The organism is Telluria sp. ZT3P26 (genome assembly GCF_059686035.1).
In genome coordinates this window covers 460,800-476,716 of sequence record NZ_JCASII010000003.1, presented here as the reverse complement: position 1 = coordinate 476,716, position 15,917 = coordinate 460,800, and the positions used below count along the sequence as shown (strand labels likewise).

10 protein-coding genes are annotated in these 15,917 nt (G+C 65.9%); 4 read left to right on the top strand and 6 right to left on the bottom strand.

The window, feature by feature from the left end; genetic code table 11:
- Positions 1–56 precede the first annotated feature (56 nt).
- Together garD and AC56LN_RS12830 are read left to right on the top strand one after the other, a co-directional pair.
- On the top strand, positions 57–1,598 hold the full coding sequence (garD, locus tag AC56LN_RS12835; RefSeq protein WP_499572191.1) for a galactarate dehydratase: 1,542 nt from the start codon (positions 57–59) through the stop codon (positions 1,596–1,598).
- A gap of 36 nt (positions 1,599–1,634) precedes the next feature.
- Complete coding sequence (locus AC56LN_RS12830) at positions 1,635–4,064, top strand: alpha/beta fold hydrolase (protein ID WP_499572189.1); 2,430 nt, start codon at positions 1,635–1,637, stop codon at positions 4,062–4,064.
- A gap of 44 nt (positions 4,065–4,108) precedes the next feature.
- Here AC56LN_RS12830 and AC56LN_RS12825 read toward each other — a convergent pair whose 3' ends face one another.
- The 6 genes from AC56LN_RS12825 to AC56LN_RS12800 all read right to left on the bottom strand — a co-directional run bounded on the left by AC56LN_RS12825 (position 4,109) and on the right by AC56LN_RS12800 (position 14,005).
- On the bottom strand, positions 4,109–4,816 hold the full coding sequence (locus AC56LN_RS12825; protein WP_499572187.1) for a DUF6058 family natural product biosynthesis protein: 708 nt from the start codon (positions 4,814–4,816) through the stop codon (positions 4,109–4,111).
- Positions 4,817–4,919: 103 nt separating this feature from the next.
- Complete coding sequence (locus AC56LN_RS12820) at positions 4,920–5,912, bottom strand: hypothetical protein (protein WP_499572186.1); 993 nt, start codon at positions 5,910–5,912, stop codon at positions 4,920–4,922.
- A 277-nt stretch (positions 5,913–6,189) separates the two neighbouring features.
- The gene (locus AC56LN_RS12815) at positions 6,190–9,000 is read right to left on the bottom strand and encodes a TonB-dependent receptor plug domain-containing protein (RefSeq protein WP_499572184.1); all 2,811 of its coding nucleotides are present in this window, start codon (positions 8,998–9,000) and stop codon (positions 6,190–6,192) included.
- Positions 9,001–9,310: 310 nt separating this feature from the next.
- On the bottom strand, positions 9,311–10,009 hold the full coding sequence (locus tag AC56LN_RS12810; RefSeq protein WP_499572182.1) for a FadR/GntR family transcriptional regulator: 699 nt from the start codon (positions 10,007–10,009) through the stop codon (positions 9,311–9,313).
- Positions 10,010–10,121: 112 nt separating this feature from the next.
- Entirely contained in the window at positions 10,122–13,271 is a 3,150-nt protein-coding gene (locus AC56LN_RS12805; RefSeq protein WP_499572180.1) for a pectinesterase family protein, read from the bottom strand.
- Complete coding sequence (locus AC56LN_RS12800) at positions 13,268–14,005, bottom strand: rhamnogalacturonan acetylesterase (protein WP_499572178.1); 738 nt, start codon at positions 14,003–14,005, stop codon at positions 13,268–13,270. Before AC56LN_RS12800 ends, AC56LN_RS12805 begins: the two co-directional genes overlap by 4 nt.
- Positions 14,006–14,169: 164 nt before the next feature.
- Between AC56LN_RS12800 and AC56LN_RS12795 the strand changes: the two genes are divergently transcribed.
- Together AC56LN_RS12795 and kdgD are read left to right on the top strand one after the other, a co-directional pair.
- The gene (locus AC56LN_RS12795) at positions 14,170–14,898 is read left to right on the top strand and encodes a FadR/GntR family transcriptional regulator (protein ID WP_499572177.1); all 729 of its coding nucleotides are present in this window, start codon (positions 14,170–14,172) and stop codon (positions 14,896–14,898) included.
- Positions 14,899–15,005: 107 nt separating this feature from the next.
- Positions 15,006–15,917: a 5-dehydro-4-deoxyglucarate dehydratase gene (kdgD, locus tag AC56LN_RS12790; protein WP_183552723.1), complete on the top strand. Its 912-nt coding sequence runs from the start codon at positions 15,006–15,008 to the stop codon at positions 15,915–15,917.

The window sequence follows — 15,917 nt, the reverse complement described above, 5'->3', positions numbered from 1 at the left end:
TTTATGGCATACTAAAAACGATCCTCCCAACTTCAGCCGACAGGCAGACACGAAACATGAACCACGACGTTCCGCGCACGATCCGCATGCAGCCAGGCGACAATGTTGCCATCGTCGTAAACGATGGCGGCCTGGCCGCCGGCACCGTGCTGCCCGGCGGGCTGGTGCTGCTCGAAGGCGTTCCTCAGGGCCACAAGGTCGCGCTGAGCGATCTGGCGGACGGCGAACCGGTGATCCGCTATGGCGTGACGATCGGCTACGCGAGCGGTCCGATCGCGCGCGGCAGCTGGGTCTCCGAGCGCGTGCTGCGCATGCCGGCGGCGCGCTCGCTCGACGACCTGCCGGTTGGCACCCATGCCGTCGCTGCCGGTCCGCTGCTGGACGGGTACACATTCGAGGGCTACCGCAACAAGGATGGCTCGGTCGGCACCCGCAATCTGCTGGCCATCACCAGCACCGTGCAGTGCGTCTCGGGCGTGATCGAGTACGCGGTGCGGCGCATCCGCGACGAACTGCTGCCGCGCTACCCGAACGTCGAGGACGTGGTCTCGCTCGAGCACGTGTATGGCTGCGGCGTGGCGATCGACGCGCCCGGCGCGGATATCCCGATCCGGACCATCCGCAACCTGTCGAAAAACCCGAACTTCGGCGACAACGTAATGGTGGTGAGCCTGGGCTGCGAAAAGCTGCCGCCCGCGCGCCTGTTCCCGGCCGGCTCGATCCCGATTGGCAATGGCGCGCCGTCGGTCGTCACGCTGCAGGACCAGCAGCACGTGGGCTTCATGTCGATGATCGACGCGCTGATGGTCACCGCCGAACGGCACTTGCAGGAACTGAACGCGCGCCAGCGCGAAACCTGCCCGGCGTCCGACCTGGTGGTGGGCGTGCAGTGCGGCGGCAGCGATGCGTTTTCGGGTGTGACGGCCAATCCGGCCGTGGGATACGCCACCGATCTGCTGGTGCGCGCTGGCGGCACTGTGATGTTTTCCGAAGTGACCGAGGTGCGTGACGGCATCGACCAGCTGACCGCGCGCGCCGCAACGCCGGAAGTGGCTGCGGCCATGGTGCGCGAGATGCAGTGGTACGACGATTACCTGGTGCGCGGCAGCGTCGATCGCAGCGCCAATACGACCCCCGGCAACAAGAAGGGCGGCTTGTCGAACATCGTCGAAAAGGCGATGGGTTCAATCGTTAAATCGGGCAGCACGGCCATCACGGGCGTGCTCTCGCCGGGCGACAAGCTGACGCAGAAGGGCCTGATCTACGCGGCGACGCCGGCCAGCGACTTCATCTGCGGCACGCTGCAGATGGCGGCCGGGATGAACGTCCACATCTTCACCACCGGACGCGGCACCCCGTACGGCCTGGCCGCGGTCCCCGTCATCAAGGTGGCCACCCGCACCGAGCTGGCGCGCCGCTGGCATGACCTGATGGACCTGGACGCTGGCACCATCGCCAGCGGCGAAGCGAGCATCGAGGACGTCGGCTGGCAACTGTTCCGGCTGATCCTGGATGTGGCCAGCGGCCGCAAGACCTGGGCTGAACACTGGAAGCTGCATAACTCGCTGGCGCTCTTCAACCCCGCACCCGTGACCTGAACGATGGGGCGGGCTGCAATGGTGTGCAAACGCATCGTGCTCGCCTGCCTTGCGTTGGGTACGCTCTCGGTCATGGCACTGGCGTCGGCGCAGGCACGCTACGACGCCGACACCACCTATAACAAGCTGGTGCGCGACTACCCGTTCATCCGGATTGCCAGCGCCGACGCACCGGCGCCGGTGCAGGTGCGCAAGGATATCGTGTACGCGAAACGGGGCGCACTGACCCTGGCACTGGATCTGTACCTGCCGGCAGCGGGCGCCACCCCGGCGCCGCTGGTGCTGCTGGTGCATGGTGGTGGCTGGGCCAGCGGAGAGCGCTCGAACATGGCGCCGCTGGCCGCGCGCCTGGCCGCGCGCGGTTATGCGACGGCCACCGTCAGCTATCGATTATCGGGCCAAGCGCGCTATCCGGCAGCAATCGACGACGTCAAGGCAGCGCTGGACTGGCTGCGCGCGCAGGCGCCCGGCCTCGGCCTGGACCCGGCGCGCATCGCCATCGCGGGCGGTTCGGCCGGCGGGCAGATCGCGGCGCTGGTGGGCATGACCCGGCCCGATGCGGTGCGCGCCGTGGTCAATATCGATGGCCTGTCGGATTTCACGTCCGAACTGGCGTTGCGCTTTGAAGACGACCCGGCCAAGCGCCCGTCGGCAGCGGGCGCCTGGTTCGGCGGGCGCTATGCCGAGCAGCCGGCACTGTGGCGCGACGCCTCGCCACTGACCCATGCCAGCAAGGACAGCCCGCCGGTGCAATTCATCGTTGGCGCTGCGCCGCGCTTTTCGAGCGGACGCGAAGCGCTTGCGGCCACCCTGGCCAGCCACGGCATCCCGACCGATACGGTGGCGCTGGACGGCGCGCCGCATTCCTTCTGGCTGTTCGATCCCTGGCTGGCGCCGACCGTCGATGCGATGGACCGCTTCCTCGGCAAGACGCTTGGGCCAGTATCCGCACGCGCGCCGTGGTCGCCGGATCTCGGCAACGGCCGCTACCGCAATCCGATTTTGCACGCCGATTATTCCGACCCCGATGCGATCCGCGTCGGCGAGCGCTATTACATGGTGTCGTCGAGCTTCGCCAACGCACCGGGCTTGCCGCTGCTCGCGTCAAGCGACATGGTGAACTGGGAGCTGGTGGGCCACGCGCTGCCACAACTCACGCCACCGGCCACATTCGCCGCGCCCCAGCCAGGCAAGGGCGTGTGGGCGCCCAGCCTGCGCCATCACGACGGGCGCTTCTGGATCTTTTATCCCGACCCGGATCACGGCATCTACGTCACGACGGCAACCGAGTTTACTGGCCCGTGGAGCGCGCCACACCTGCTGTTGCCGGGCAAGGGCATCATCGATCCGGCCCCGCTGTGGGACGACGATGGCCAGGCCTGGCTGATCCACGCCTGGGCCAAGAGCCGCGCCGGTATCAACAACGTGCTCACGCTGCGCCGCATGGCGCCCGATGGACGCAGCCTGCTGGATGAAGGCCGGGTGATCATCGATGGCAACCGGTTGCCGGGCTACCGGACCCTGGAAGGGCCCAAGCTGTACAAGCGCAATGGCTGGTATTACGTGTTCGCGCCGGCCGGTGGGGTCGAGCAGGGCTGGCAATCGGTGTTTCGCTCGCGCCGGATCGAGGGGCCCTACGAAGACCGGATCGTCATGGCGCAGGGCGCGACCAGGATCAACGGACCGCACCAGGGCGCCTGGGTCACGACGCCGCAGGGCGGTGACTGGTTCTTTCACTTTCAGGACCTGCGCGCTTATGGCCGCGTGGTGCATCTGCAGCCGCTGCGCTGGAACGACGACTGGCCGTTGATCGGTGAACCGTCTGCTACGCCGGGCGTTGGCCAACCGGTCGTCGAGCATGGCAAACCTTTGCCGGGCAAGTTTGCCCGCCGCGAGCCGGCAACAAGTGACGAATTCGATGGCGCTGCGCTGGGCCATCAATGGCAATGGGCCGCCAACCCGCAGCCCGGCTGGTACGCCCTCGACGCACGTCCCGGCATGCTGCGCCTGTTTGCGCAGCCAGCGGCGCCGCTGCGCACGCTGGCGTCGGTGCTGACGCAGAAATTCCCGGCGCCGGCCTTTGGCATGACGGCCAGTGTCGAATTGCGCGCGGGGCGCGATGGCGATCAGGTTGGGCTGGGCGTTCTGGGACTGACCAGCCAGTGGTTCGGACTGCGCCGCGTTGACGGCAAGCCACGCATGGTGGCGGCGCGCTGCGAGGTGGCGGGCGAGTGCATTGAAACGCTGGGGCCGGCGCTGGCCGGCTACAAAGTGCTGCTGCGCGCGCACGTGACGCATGGCGCGCGCGTGGCGTTTTCGTACAGCCAGGATGGGATAGTGTTCACGCCGGTGGGCGCGCCGTTCGATGCTGCGATGGGGCGCTGGGTTGGCGCGCAGGTCGGCCTGTTTGCGACTGGCGCGGCGGGTGCCTGGGCTGACATTGATTACGTGCGCGTTGCGCCTTGACGGCTTGGGCTTTGCAACAAGACGCCCAGCCCAATCCCGCCACGTCAGGTGGCGCCAGCCGATCTGTGGATGTTTTCTCGCAGATCCTCGACCAGTCGCTTACGGCTGCTTGAAGCATACTCAATGGGCGAGAAAGGCATGGCCGCTGCCGCGTAAGCGTCGATCAACTCGTGGGTCGCCTGCGCCAGTTGCGGAGAAAACACCGTTTGACGCCCGTTATCGCTGATTTTTGTGAGTTTTTCTTGAAGCACTTCTTTGTACGCGATGTGCGCCTCCGACATTGCATTGGCAACGCACAAGCTGAACGTCCCGTTCAAAAAATGCTCCCACGCAGCATCGGTACGCGCGAGCAAGCCATCGACAATCGGTGCCCCATGGTCATCGAAGCTGTCACGCAAACGCCAGGTTGACAGATTCAGCGTTGCGAGCGCGGTGGCGAAATTGGTTGTGAACTGAGCCTTCAGGCGTACCTCGGCGTCTTCCTTCGCATCGCATGCGATGGCGTGGCGTGCCCGATCGATCCAGATCAGTTGCGACGGGGGAAAGTAACGACCCGGCGTGGCGCCGGGTGCGGCCATCTCGCCGAACACAAACGAACACAGGTTCCCCGCCCCGGTGACCACATACGATGGCGCGGGAACCAGTCGTTCGTGGATCAGAGCATCCAGCTCATCGATACTTATGGCACCGGCACGTGTCAGCTGTACCTCGTTCAGGAAATGTCTTTCGAGGTAATGATTCAGTTCTGTCATGCGTTGGTTTCCATTGTTGCTGTGTTGCGTATGTTGAAGCGTAGGGCTGTCTGAAGCGCCCTTCGATGGCGGGAATGATCATGGACAGTGCTGGCGGCGCTCTTCAAGCGCGTGCTAATTCGCGCTGCACCCGGTCATGCACAAAACCCAGATGGATGCTTTCGCGCCTTCCTTCCGCAATCCATGCCCAGGGTATCGGCATGATTTTACGCTCCAGCGCCGCGACGAGTGTCTTGGCCTCCTTGCTTGCCCCGCACAGGTAGCATGCGACGGCAAAGTGGTTCAAGCCCACAGCGCGGAACCCGTCGCCAGGCTGATTCAGTTTCTCTTCGAACGTGGCAGGAGTAGCGTTGAGCCAGGCATATAGCGCGGTGCTAACGCGGTCGGCATGGGAGGCGTTGCGCAGTTGCGCGACCGTATTTGCTTCCAACGTCAGAGCATGTTCGCAATATGCCAGGGCCACCAGAAAATGGATCGCACTCCCGCGCGGCGCCCGCTCCGCGCTTTCCTGAGCAAAGCGGAACATCCTCTCGTGGCTGCCGCCCCATTTCTCGGTGGTGACCATGAAATACCGATAATACGTCGGCCAGTGCATGGGAACGCGTGCAGTGGCTTGGGCAAAGTACTGGTCGATCAGGTCACGATCGCCGCTTCTTCGCACTTCCGCCAGGATCAGCCATGCGAACGGGTCGGCCGTCCCCGCGTCCAGGCTTGCCGCCTTGAGCAGCGACTGCGGGGCGCTGTTGATCAGGTCAAAGAACGGCTCGATGGCCGCTGGGTCGACGTTCTTGCCATAGGCGTTGCCGCGAATCTTCCATGCCTTACCGATCAGGCTGGCGCCCAGCACCGTGTGCGCAATTGACGAGTCGCTCCTGCTACGCACCCATTGCTGCGCCAGGTCGACCGCATCGTCGCGCTGGGAGAACGTGTGGAGCATGCGCTCGCGCTCCTCGTCGCTTGCGGAGAGCAGCTGCCGTTCGGCTTCCTGGTAGCTACCCGCGATAACATGCTTGAGCAACTGGCTCGCCGATGGCGTCACGATGTCGTCGATGACGGCTGCCTTGGGAGTCAGCCCGAGGATAGAAAGGATGGACATCCGACGATTTTCTCCTGACAAATATTTTACGATCGAAAGCGGCAGCCTGACCTTTTTGAGCTTAATGAACCTTGCAAACCTCAAGCAAGGAGATGAAAGCTCCATTGGGATCAATCTCAAACTACCTTAAAACGATAGCACTCTATTATTTAGAGAAAATCCACTGATTGTCACAATGTTAAAATTTGGGGCTCTTGCGAATGCTGCCTTGCACAGTGGCTGACGGGCGTACACCCGCCGTTCCCGCACAGACGGAAACGGCGGACCTCACCGACGATCAGAACGTGTAATCGACCCGCACCGTGAACGCCCGGCCAATCGGCTTGGCAATATTTTGTGCGAACACCACACGCGACGACAGGCGCTGGTTCGACAGCGGCGGATCGGTGTCGAACAGGTTGTTCACGCCGGCGCCAATCTTGAGCTGCTTCGAGACCTTGTAGGTCGTCGACAGGTTGTAGACGCGGTACGGCTCGATCACGTTGTAGAACGGCTGCCCCGGCTGCTGGGTCGGCAGCGCGTTGGTGTCTTCGTAGCTCGAGCTGTACTGCTGCGTGAGCTGGGCGAAGAACGGGCCGTACTGCCAGTTCACGCGCGCCTGGTGCTTCCACTTGAAGATGTAGGTGTTGGCCGAGGTCGAACCGGTCGAGAGCGCGCCGATGCGTCCGACGCTGTCGACCCACGGGCTGCCCGCATCGTTCTGGCCTTCGTAGCGGTCGGTGTAGGTGCCGTCCATCGAGAAGCCGAAGCGTCCCCAGTGCGCGGTTGGCAGCATGTAGTTCAGGCTCAGATCGATGCCCTGGGTCTTGAGCCCACCCATGTTCAGGCGCGTCTTCGTGATGTACTGCAGCGTGCCGTCCGGGTTGCGCACGAACAGGTCCTGGTAGCGGTCCAGGTTATCGAAGATCGAGTCTTCGTTGATCTGGGCGATCGTGCGCTTCATGTCGATCTTCCAGAAGTCGATCGTCGCGACGAAGTTCTTGACCGGCTCGATCACGAAGCCGACCGTGTAGGTCTTCGATTTTTCCGGCTCCAGGTCCGGGTTGGCGCCGACGAGCGTGGTCAGGCGCGTGTTGCAGACGCGCTCTGCGTCCAGGCCCAGGCCGGCAAAGCGCGGGTCGGTGGTCAGGGTGCCGGAACCGGCCACGTTTGGTGTCGGGCCGGGGCACAGCAGCGGATCGTCCCAGCTTGACGTCGATGGCGTCAAGGTGCGCGGTACGCCGTACAATTCCGGCAGGGTCGGCGCGCGGAAGCCCGTGCTGACCGTGCCGCGCACCATCAGTTCCTTGATCGGCTGGTAGCGGAAGCTGGCCTTCGGGTTGAAGGTCCTTCCGAAGTCGCTGAAGTGGTCGCCGCGCACGGCGAAGTTCAGGTTCAGGTCCTTCGTCACGGGGGCGTCGAGCTCCGCATACAGAGCGGCCACGCGGCGCTGGCCGCTCGGGTTGTTGCCGGGCGCGCCGCTGACGCGCCAGACCACCTCGTTGCCGATCATCGGCACGTTCTCGGCATAGGTTTCACGGTGCCAGTCGCCGCCCACGGCAATCCCGAGGTCGCCGCCAGGCAGGGCCATCAGCGTGCGACTCAGGTTGAAGTCGACGCCGTAGTAGCGCACGTCGGCTTCGCGAAACAGCTGGCCGTCGGCCGAGATGTCCTCGAGGTAGGCGCGGCCTGCTTCGTCCTGCGCGCCGAACGGATTGAGAATGCCATTGGCCACGCCGGCGTACACGGCTGGCGTGCGCACGAAGTTTTCCTTGAAGCCGGAGTCGCGGTGGCTGTAGCCGTACGAGCCGCCGACGCGGTAATCCCAGCCCTTGAACTCGCCTTCGTCGGCAATCACCAGGCGGTGGTTGGTCTGCACGTCATGCAGCTTGGCTGCGCCCAGTTCGTCCAGGCTCCAGGTCAGGGCCAGGTCTTCGCCGTTCACGCCGGCCACGGCCGGCACGCCGCCGCGACCGCCCGGATACCACGGGCTGGCCCTGGTGATCATCAGCGGGCGGCGCGAGGCGGTGAGGCGGTCGTAGTCGGTGTTGTTGCCGAACGGCTGGGGCGGACTGATCGCGTCGATGTACGAGCGCGACAGATTCAGCTCCACGGTCAGCATCTTGCCGTCGCCGTGCGCCAGGCTGCCCTTGGTAAACAAGGTCACCTGCTGGTTTTCCGGCAGCAGTTCCGGGTAGATGCCTGGGTCGGTGATGCAGGTCCGGGCGCCGTTGGCCGCGGTGCGGGTGGACGGCACCGTCGTCTGGGCCAGGCCAGGGGCCACGCAGCCGGCGGCGAAGTAGGGGTTGCCGGTGATGTTGGCCGGGCGCCCGTTGCGGTAGATGGTGAAGTTGGCCGGCGAGGCCGAGCCGCCCGATGTGTTGGCCGTGAATGGCGTGCCGCCCAGCGACGCGAGCTTGCCCGCGTCCCAGATCTGCGGCCGGTCGCGTTGCAGCAGCGAGCTGCGGCGCTGGGCGCTGAACGCGGTGTAGACGTTCCAGCCGTCGGTGGCGAGATCGCCTTTGCCGGCCACGAGCGTCACGCGCTTCTGTTCGCCGCCGCCGGATTCCTGCGGCTGCACGGTGCTGGCGTGGATCGTCACGTCCTGCACCGTGCGCCGGGTGATGAAGTTGACGACACCGGCGATCGCGTCGGTACCGTACAGGGCCGAGGCGCCGTCGCGCAGGACTTCGACGCGTTCGATGGCGGCCATCGGGATGACGTCGACATTGACCGAGCTTGCGCCCAGTGCTTCGTTGGCCAGGCGGCGGCCGTTGAGCAGCACCAGCGTGCGGTTGGTGTTCAGGCCGCGCATATTGATCATGGTGCCGCCGCCACCGCCGCCAACCGGTTCGTTGGTCGCGGCCACGGTCAGGGCCACGGCCACTTCCGACATTGTGGTCAGGCCCTGATTGACCAGTTCCTCGGCCTTGTAGGTGGTCAGGGGCAGGGCGTTTTCCGTCGCCAGGCGCTTGATGGAGGAGCCCGTCACTTCAACACGCTGTGGCTGCGCTTCCTGCGCAGCCGCGCCGTTGGCGAGGGTCATGGCGGCCAATGCGATGGCCGAAAGTAAAAAGCCCGGGAATGCGGGTGTACGGTAGATCTTCACTGAGTGTCTCCTGCCTGTCATCGTGAACGTGCGTCCGGATGTGTCTCGGGATCGCGTGCTTGTCTGGCGGTTCGTGATTTCTATGAATCATGCGAGACCGGCGACTGGTATGTTCAATTTTACTTTGGTAAGACCACTTAGGCAATCTGGACGTGCCGAAATATCTTCTGGTCTATACAGATGATGTCTTATTGAAGTCGGATGACGCTGGGGAGGCAGGGCGCGAGCGGTGCAGGGGAAGGGCGTGCGCCGGGCGGCGCTTGCCCGTGAGACGGGCGCGATGCGCAACCCGCCGTCGTGGCGGGGCTGATCAGCCGCGCGAGAAGGTGCGCGTGACGCGGTCGAGGTGGGCGCGCATCGCCTGGCGTGCGCCGGCGACATCGTGCGATGCGATGGCGGCGAAGATATTGCGGTGGTCGATCAGCGTTTGCTGGCGCAGCTCCTCGGTCTGGAAATGCTCCTTGAGCTTGTGCCACAGCGAGCCGCGCTGGCTCCACAGGTATTCGATCACGCCGACCATGGCGCTGTTGCCAGTGGCGCGCGCGATCGCCAGGTGAAAATTGCGGTCGGCCATTTCATTGGCGCTGCGGTCTTCATGGTGCTGTTCCATCTCTTCGACGGCGAGCAGGATGGCGTCGATGGCCGAATCGTTGGCATGTTTGGCGGCCAGCGCTGCAACCTCGACCTCGATCATGCGGCGCGCGGCCAGCACTTCGAACGGGCCCGGCCCGGCCGTCGGCACCACCGCCTGCGGCGCCGCCTGTTCGCTGACATAGACACCGGAGCCGCCACGCACCTCGACCTTGCCGCCCAGTTCGAGCGCGATCAGGCCTTCGCGCAGCGACGTGCGGCTGACCCCGAGCTTGGCCGCCAGCTCGCGCTCGGCAGGCAGGCGCTCGCCACCGCGGATCCTCTCGGCACGGATCAGTTCTTCGATCCTGGCCGCCACGACCCGGTACAGCCGCGGCTCGGTGGTGCCGGGTTCATTCGGCGCTGGAGTAATCTTCATCGGTCGGTTTGTCCTGGATAATTGGCAGCTCTGCCAAAACTAGCGAATCTTAGTTTGGCCGGCCTGATGTGGCAAGGGTTCACGGCAAATAGTTATCGTGGTTGCTATATGTTCATGGCTGCGGGTCCCAGCCGCTCCCGGCAAACACGGCGGCGCGGGTCCGATAGCGCGCCGCCTGCGTGGCGTCCAGCACGGTGCCGCCGTAGTGGCGCGGCTGGCCGTCCGGCGCGCGGTTGCCATATTCGCGCCAGCCGCCCTGCAGCGGATTGGGCGCCGGACGGCGCAGCCAGCCATCGGCCGCGATGTGCGGGCCGATGGTGCACTCGACGAAAGCGACGTGGTCCCAGGTGTTGGCCGTGCCCGGCGAGCGCGCCAGGTAGGCGCTGCCATCCGGGGGCAGGTTGCCCGCCGGTCCGGGGCCGCGGGTCAGGCGCGAGCGCAGGAAGACGAAGCCCGTCTCGGCCGGGCCGATGGTGCGCGCCTGGACGATGTAGCCGCCGCTGTCGGGATTCGCGCTGTCGCCAACCGTGCGGATTTCGCTGTCTTCGAACAGTGTCGTCTGGTTGTTCCCCCAGACGAAGTCGACATTGCCCTCGACCAGCGATTTGTAGATCCACGCGTAGCTTTTCAGTTGCAGCGTATCCTGCTCGCTCGAAAAATGCGCATTGCGCACCGCCAGGCGCCCATCCGGGCTGTTGAAGAACAGCGTCTCGGCCTGCGGCGAATGACCGTCGCTGCGCAGTGTGGTGTTGTGCAGGGCGATGTCGCGCAGTTCCAGCAGGTCGCTGTCCTGGGCCAGGAACAGCGCGCGTCCGCCCAGCAGCCCTGGCTCCTGCGGCGCCTGGCCGCTGCCGGAACCTGGATTGAGCGTGTCGCTGTTGGTGGCGCGGATGATCGTCGCTTCGCGGCTGGCGCCGCGCAGCGTCAGCCGGTCCTTGTCGCGCAGGTACAGGAGTTCGGGATAGACGCCGTCGCGCACATTGACCGTCAGCGGCATGGCGCGTGGCAGGCCCATCGCGTAATCGAGCGCACCCTGCACGGTGCGGAAGTGGGCACGGCCCGTGGTGGCGACCGTGATGCTGTCGCCCACCGGGCGGTGCGGCGTCGTGCGAAACGCCCAGCGCCCGCCAGTGAAGTCCGCGCCGCGTATCAGGCGTGCCTCGGCCGCCGCGACATACTCGGTATCGTAGTCGAGGCCCTGCGGCAGGCGCGCCTGCAACTGGCCATCGACCAGCCGCAGCCGATGCTCGCGCACCAGGCGCTGGCGCGGCGCCGGTCCGATCCTGCTCACGGTCTCGCCGGGCCGGATCACGCTGACCAGCGCGCCATCGCGCTTGCGCCAGATCCGGATGCTGCCTTCACCGCTCAGCTGCGCGCCGGGCGCCAGCGTCAGATGCAGCGGCGTGTCGGGCGGTACGCCGCGCTCGCCGCGCGCCGGGTCGAGGCCGGCGCTGACCGGCGCGTCCGTGGGTTCGGCAAAGCGCGGGCCGACGGCCACGGTCAGATTCGCCCCGGCCCACGGGTCGCTCGCGCTGCTGAGCGCGATCGTGGTCTGGCCGGGCGCCAGCGGCGTGATCCGCAGCGCGCCATCGACCACGGCAGCCGTCGCGATGCGCGCATCGGCCACCACGGCAACGGGGTCGGACGCGCCGCCGATGCCGACCGTCTCGGCCGGGTCGCCGGCCTGCAGCGCGATCCCATTGTCGGCGACCTGCGGCGTGACGCGTGCCGGCGCCGTGCCTTGCGGTCCGGTGCGTACGTCGAGCACCGTGTGCGCACCCGCTTCCCAGTCGAGCGGCAGGTTCGTCGGCAGCGGCGTTTCCAGCGCACTCGTGACGCGCTCGCCATCGATCAGCGCAAACAGGACGCCGGCCTCGAACGTCAGACCCACTGTGAGCGGGGTGCGGGAAGACACGAACGCCGGTGAAAGACGGCGCCGCACCTGCTTGAGGCGTTCCAGTTTGCCGCTGCGCGACGCCAGCAGTTCGACCTGAAGGGTCGTTCCTTCATCGACCAGCTGGACGCGCACGCCTTGCCAGTCGCCCTCGGCCTGGCGCCGGGCGCGCAGCACGAACGGTGCGCCCGGCGCCAGTGACAGGCGCACTTCGGCAATGCCGTCTTCGCCCTGGGCCGGGCGCGGGCCGGCGTTGGCCCGCACGTGGTCGGGCACCAGCTGCGCCGGCAGCGCCGTGTGCGCGTAGGGCAGGGGCGCCAGCGCCGCCCCGCCAAACGGACAGGCGCCGAGCGGGTGGCCATTGAGCAGCGAGCCGCTGTCGGCAAACACGCCGTGGCTCGACCCCGGGTCGCGCACCACGTCCGCGCAGCCACGGGCGCCGGTCACATCGAAGGCGTTGGCGTCAGAGCGCACCAGCGCCTGGTGTCCCACGCCGATGCTGTAGTGGTGACCGTAGACGGATCGCTTGCGCTCGCCTACATAGTAGTTATTGAAAAGGTGCACCTGGCCGTAGCGTACGCGCGGCGCGCGCTCGGCGACGTGCTCGAACAGGTTGCCCTTGAGCGTGATGCGCAGCCGGTCCGTGTCGCCGGTGGCGCGGTCGCTGGCGCCGATCAGCATGTTCTTTTCATGCTCGGCGAAATGGTTGTAGGTAACGCTGACCAGGTCCGCGCCCTGCGAGATATCCAGTGCCCCGTCGTGGCATTGCCTGGTCTTGCCATTCTTGACCGGCGCCCGGTGGTCCGTGTCGGGTGCATCGGTGAAACTGTTATGGTCGATCCAGACATGGCGCGCGGCCCGCACCGTGATGCCGTCGTAGTCCGAGTTCCAGTTGCCTTGGGGGCCGTCGTGCGCATCCCATTGCGGCGTGATGTCGCATGGATTGCGGATCGCCAGGTGACGCACGATCACCTGTTCGACGCCGCTGACAATCAGGCTGGCATTAACGAACCCGGCCCCGGGCGCGACGCCCAGCAGCGTGGTATGCGAAGGAATGGTCACCGCGCCGCGCCGCGCCTGATCGGCGTTGTCGGTAAAGGCGCGGCCTTCCGTCATGTCGATGGTTGCCGCCACCCGTACGATACGTGCCGGCGCGGTCGCCTTGAGCGCCGCGACCAGTTCGGCGCGGTTGCGCACCGTGTAGACGTGAGCGGGCAGGGCCAGCGCCCCGCCGCGCGTGCCGCCTTGCTGCGCGGCCCAGCCATCGGCCGGGGCGTGCTGGCGTTCGGCGCTTGCTGGCGCCATGGACTGCGCGTGGACGGGTGGTACGGCCAATGCCAGTGCGACCACTGCCAGCGCGGCCTTCATTGCGCGCCCCCGGCGCCGTCGGTCGCAAGCAGGTCGCCCGCCAGCTGCGGCACCTTGCGCTCGATCTCGCGCACGACGATGTCCGAGAAGCGTCGGGCGCCCAGCGGGCCCACGTGCGTATGGTCGAAGTTCTCGCCGACGCGCGCCAGTTTGTTGGCCTCGTCCGGCCCCATCGCCTGGACTGCCGCCAGCGACAGGGCATTCAGTTCGATCAGCGGCGTGGCCGTGGCGGCGGCAATCCGGCGCACGGTGGCCGCCCATGGCGCCAGGTCATCCTGTACATAGCCCTGCTTGAAGCTGCGGCGTGTGAGCGGCGTGACCAGCACCGGCACCGCGTTCAATGCGCGCGCCTCAATGACGTAGCGTTGCATATTGGCGGGGAATTCGGTCACGTAGTCGGTCGAGCGGCCCGGCTTGCCCGGCTGATCGTTGTGGCCGAACTGGATCAGCACGAACGTGCGTCGGTAGCCGCCGGCGCGCAGCAGGCCGGTGACTTCATCCCAGCGGCCCTCGGCCCGGAAGCTGCCCGAGCTGCGCCCGCCGCGTGCCAGGTTCAGGCACGCTGTTTCGGGCGTGAAGCGTGCGCACAGTGCGTCGCCGTAGCCCGTGGTGCTGGCCATCGTGGAGTCGCCCACCAGGATCACGCGGTCGTGGGCTGGCGGCGCGGCCGTGGCGGCCACGCCATATAGCGACAGGCACAGCAGGGTCAGGGCAGAAGGGCGGACATACGCCATGGTGTCTCCATATTCTTATGATCAGTTGATTCTAGGTTGGTCGGACCAATTTTGCAACGTGGCTATACCACGATCATAGTAACGACATGAGTAAGTCATAGGATGTCGGACAACTTGAAGGTCGCGTATAATCAAGGCCATTCCAATCTTCGCGATTTCCCACCATGACGCTCCCGCAACGCAAACACCGCAGCCTGTCCCAGGGAGTGGTCGAGCAGATCAGTGGCACGATCCGGCAGGGCGTACTCAAGCCCGGCGACAAGTTACCCACCGAGTCATCGTTGATGGGCGAGCATGGCGTCAGCCGCACCGTCGTGCGCGAAGCGATTTCGCACCTGCAGGCGGCCGGGCTGGTCCAGACCCGCCACGGGATCGGCACCTTCGTCATCGAGCGCGCGCAGGCGGGGCTGGGCCTGGATTCCGAGAACATCGTCACGCTGCGCGATGTGCTGGCCGTGCTGGAATTGCGCATCGGCGTCGAGACCGAGACGGCAGGCCTTGCAGCCAGCCGCCGCAGCCAGGAACAGGCCGACGAGCTGGCCGCCGCGCTGCGCGAGATGCAGCAGGCGATGGCCGAGGGCAGGCCGGCAGTCGAGGCCGACAAGCGCTTCCACCTGCTGATTGCCCTGTCGACCGGCAACCGCTACTTCGTCGATATCCTGACCCGCCTGGGCGATGTCTTCATCCCGCGCGCGCGGCTCAATACGCCCGTGCTCGACCAGGACAAGCCCGCCGGTTTCCTCGAGCGCGTCAGCCGCGAACATGACGATATCTACCGCGCCATCGAGCGACGCGACCCCGAGGCTGCGCGCGCGGCAATGCGCACCCATCTGTCGAACAGCCGTGAACGCCTGGTGGAAGCGCAGCGCCGCCTGGAAAGCACGCTGAACTGAATTCCCGCATTTTTTGCTTGCGGACCTGCGCAACCAGTTGTACGATGACTTACAACCTGCTCGATGGCAGGTATTTCGTCCAACAACCAGATAGCGGAGACAGCACGATGCAACCAAACGAACTCAAGCAAGTCCTTTCCCACGGCTTGCTGTCGTTCCCGATCACCGATTTCGATGCGCAGGGTGACTTCGATCCAAAAGGCTATGCCGCGCGCCTCGAGTGGCTTGCACCGTTCGGCGCCACCGCGCTGTTCGCCGCCGGCGGCACCGGCGAGTACTTCTCGCTGCATGGCGAAGAATACGGCCAGATCATCAAGACGGCGGTCGACACCTGCGCCGGCGTCGTGCCGATCCTGGCCGGTTGCGGTGGTCCGACCCGCACCGCCATCGCGCACGCCCAGGAAGCCGAGCGCCAGGGCGCCAAAGGCCTGCTGCTGCTGCCGCACTACCTGACCGAAGCCAGCCAGGACGGTTTGATCGCCCACGTCGAAGCGGTGTGCCGCTCGGTGAAGATCGGTGTCGTGGTCTACAACCGCGCGAACTGCCGCCTGACTCCCGATTCGCTGGAAAAGCTGGCCGATCGCTGCCCGAACCTGATCGGTTTCAAGGACGGCAATGGCGACATCGAACTGATGGTCTCGATCTGGCGCCGCATGGGCGACCGCTTCAGCTACCTGGGCGGCCTGCCGACCGCTGAAGTCTACGCCGGTGCCTACAAGGCGCTGGGCACGCCGGTGTATTCGTCGGCTGTATTCAACTTCGTGCCGCAATTGGCGATGGACTTCTATCACGCCACCGTCGCTGACGATTTCGCCACCACCAACCGCCTGATCGACGATTTCTTCCTGCCATACCTGGAGATCCGCAACCGCAAGGCCGGCTACGCAGTCAGCATCGTCAAGGCAGGCGCCCGCCTGGTCGGCCATGGTGCAGGCCCGGTGCGTCCGCCACTGACCGACCTGACGGCCGAAGAAGACGCGATGCTGCTGGCCCTGCTCAAGAAGAACGGGGTCGTCTGA

Coding starts and splice junctions, on each gene's coding strand:
- garD (WP_499572191.1), top strand. CDS start 57: ATGAACCACGACGTTCCGCGCACGATCCGCATGCAGCCAGGCGACAAT.
- AC56LN_RS12820 (WP_499572186.1), bottom strand. CDS start 5,912: ATGTCCATCCTTTCTATCCTCGGGCTGACTCCCAAGGCAGCCGTCATC.
- AC56LN_RS12825 (WP_499572187.1), bottom strand. CDS start 4,816: ATGACAGAACTGAATCATTACCTCGAAAGACATTTCCTGAACGAGGTA.
- AC56LN_RS12800 (WP_499572178.1), bottom strand. CDS start 14,005: ATGGCGTATGTCCGCCCTTCTGCCCTGACCCTGCTGTGCCTGTCGCTA.
- AC56LN_RS12810 (WP_499572182.1), bottom strand. CDS start 10,009: ATGAAGATTACTCCAGCGCCGAATGAACCCGGCACCACCGAGCCGCGG.
- kdgD (WP_183552723.1), top strand. CDS start 15,006: ATGCAACCAAACGAACTCAAGCAAGTCCTTTCCCACGGCTTGCTGTCG.
- AC56LN_RS12805 (WP_499572180.1), bottom strand. CDS start 13,271: ATGAAGGCCGCGCTGGCAGTGGTCGCACTGGCATTGGCCGTACCACCC.
- AC56LN_RS12795 (WP_499572177.1), top strand. CDS start 14,170: ATGACGCTCCCGCAACGCAAACACCGCAGCCTGTCCCAGGGAGTGGTC.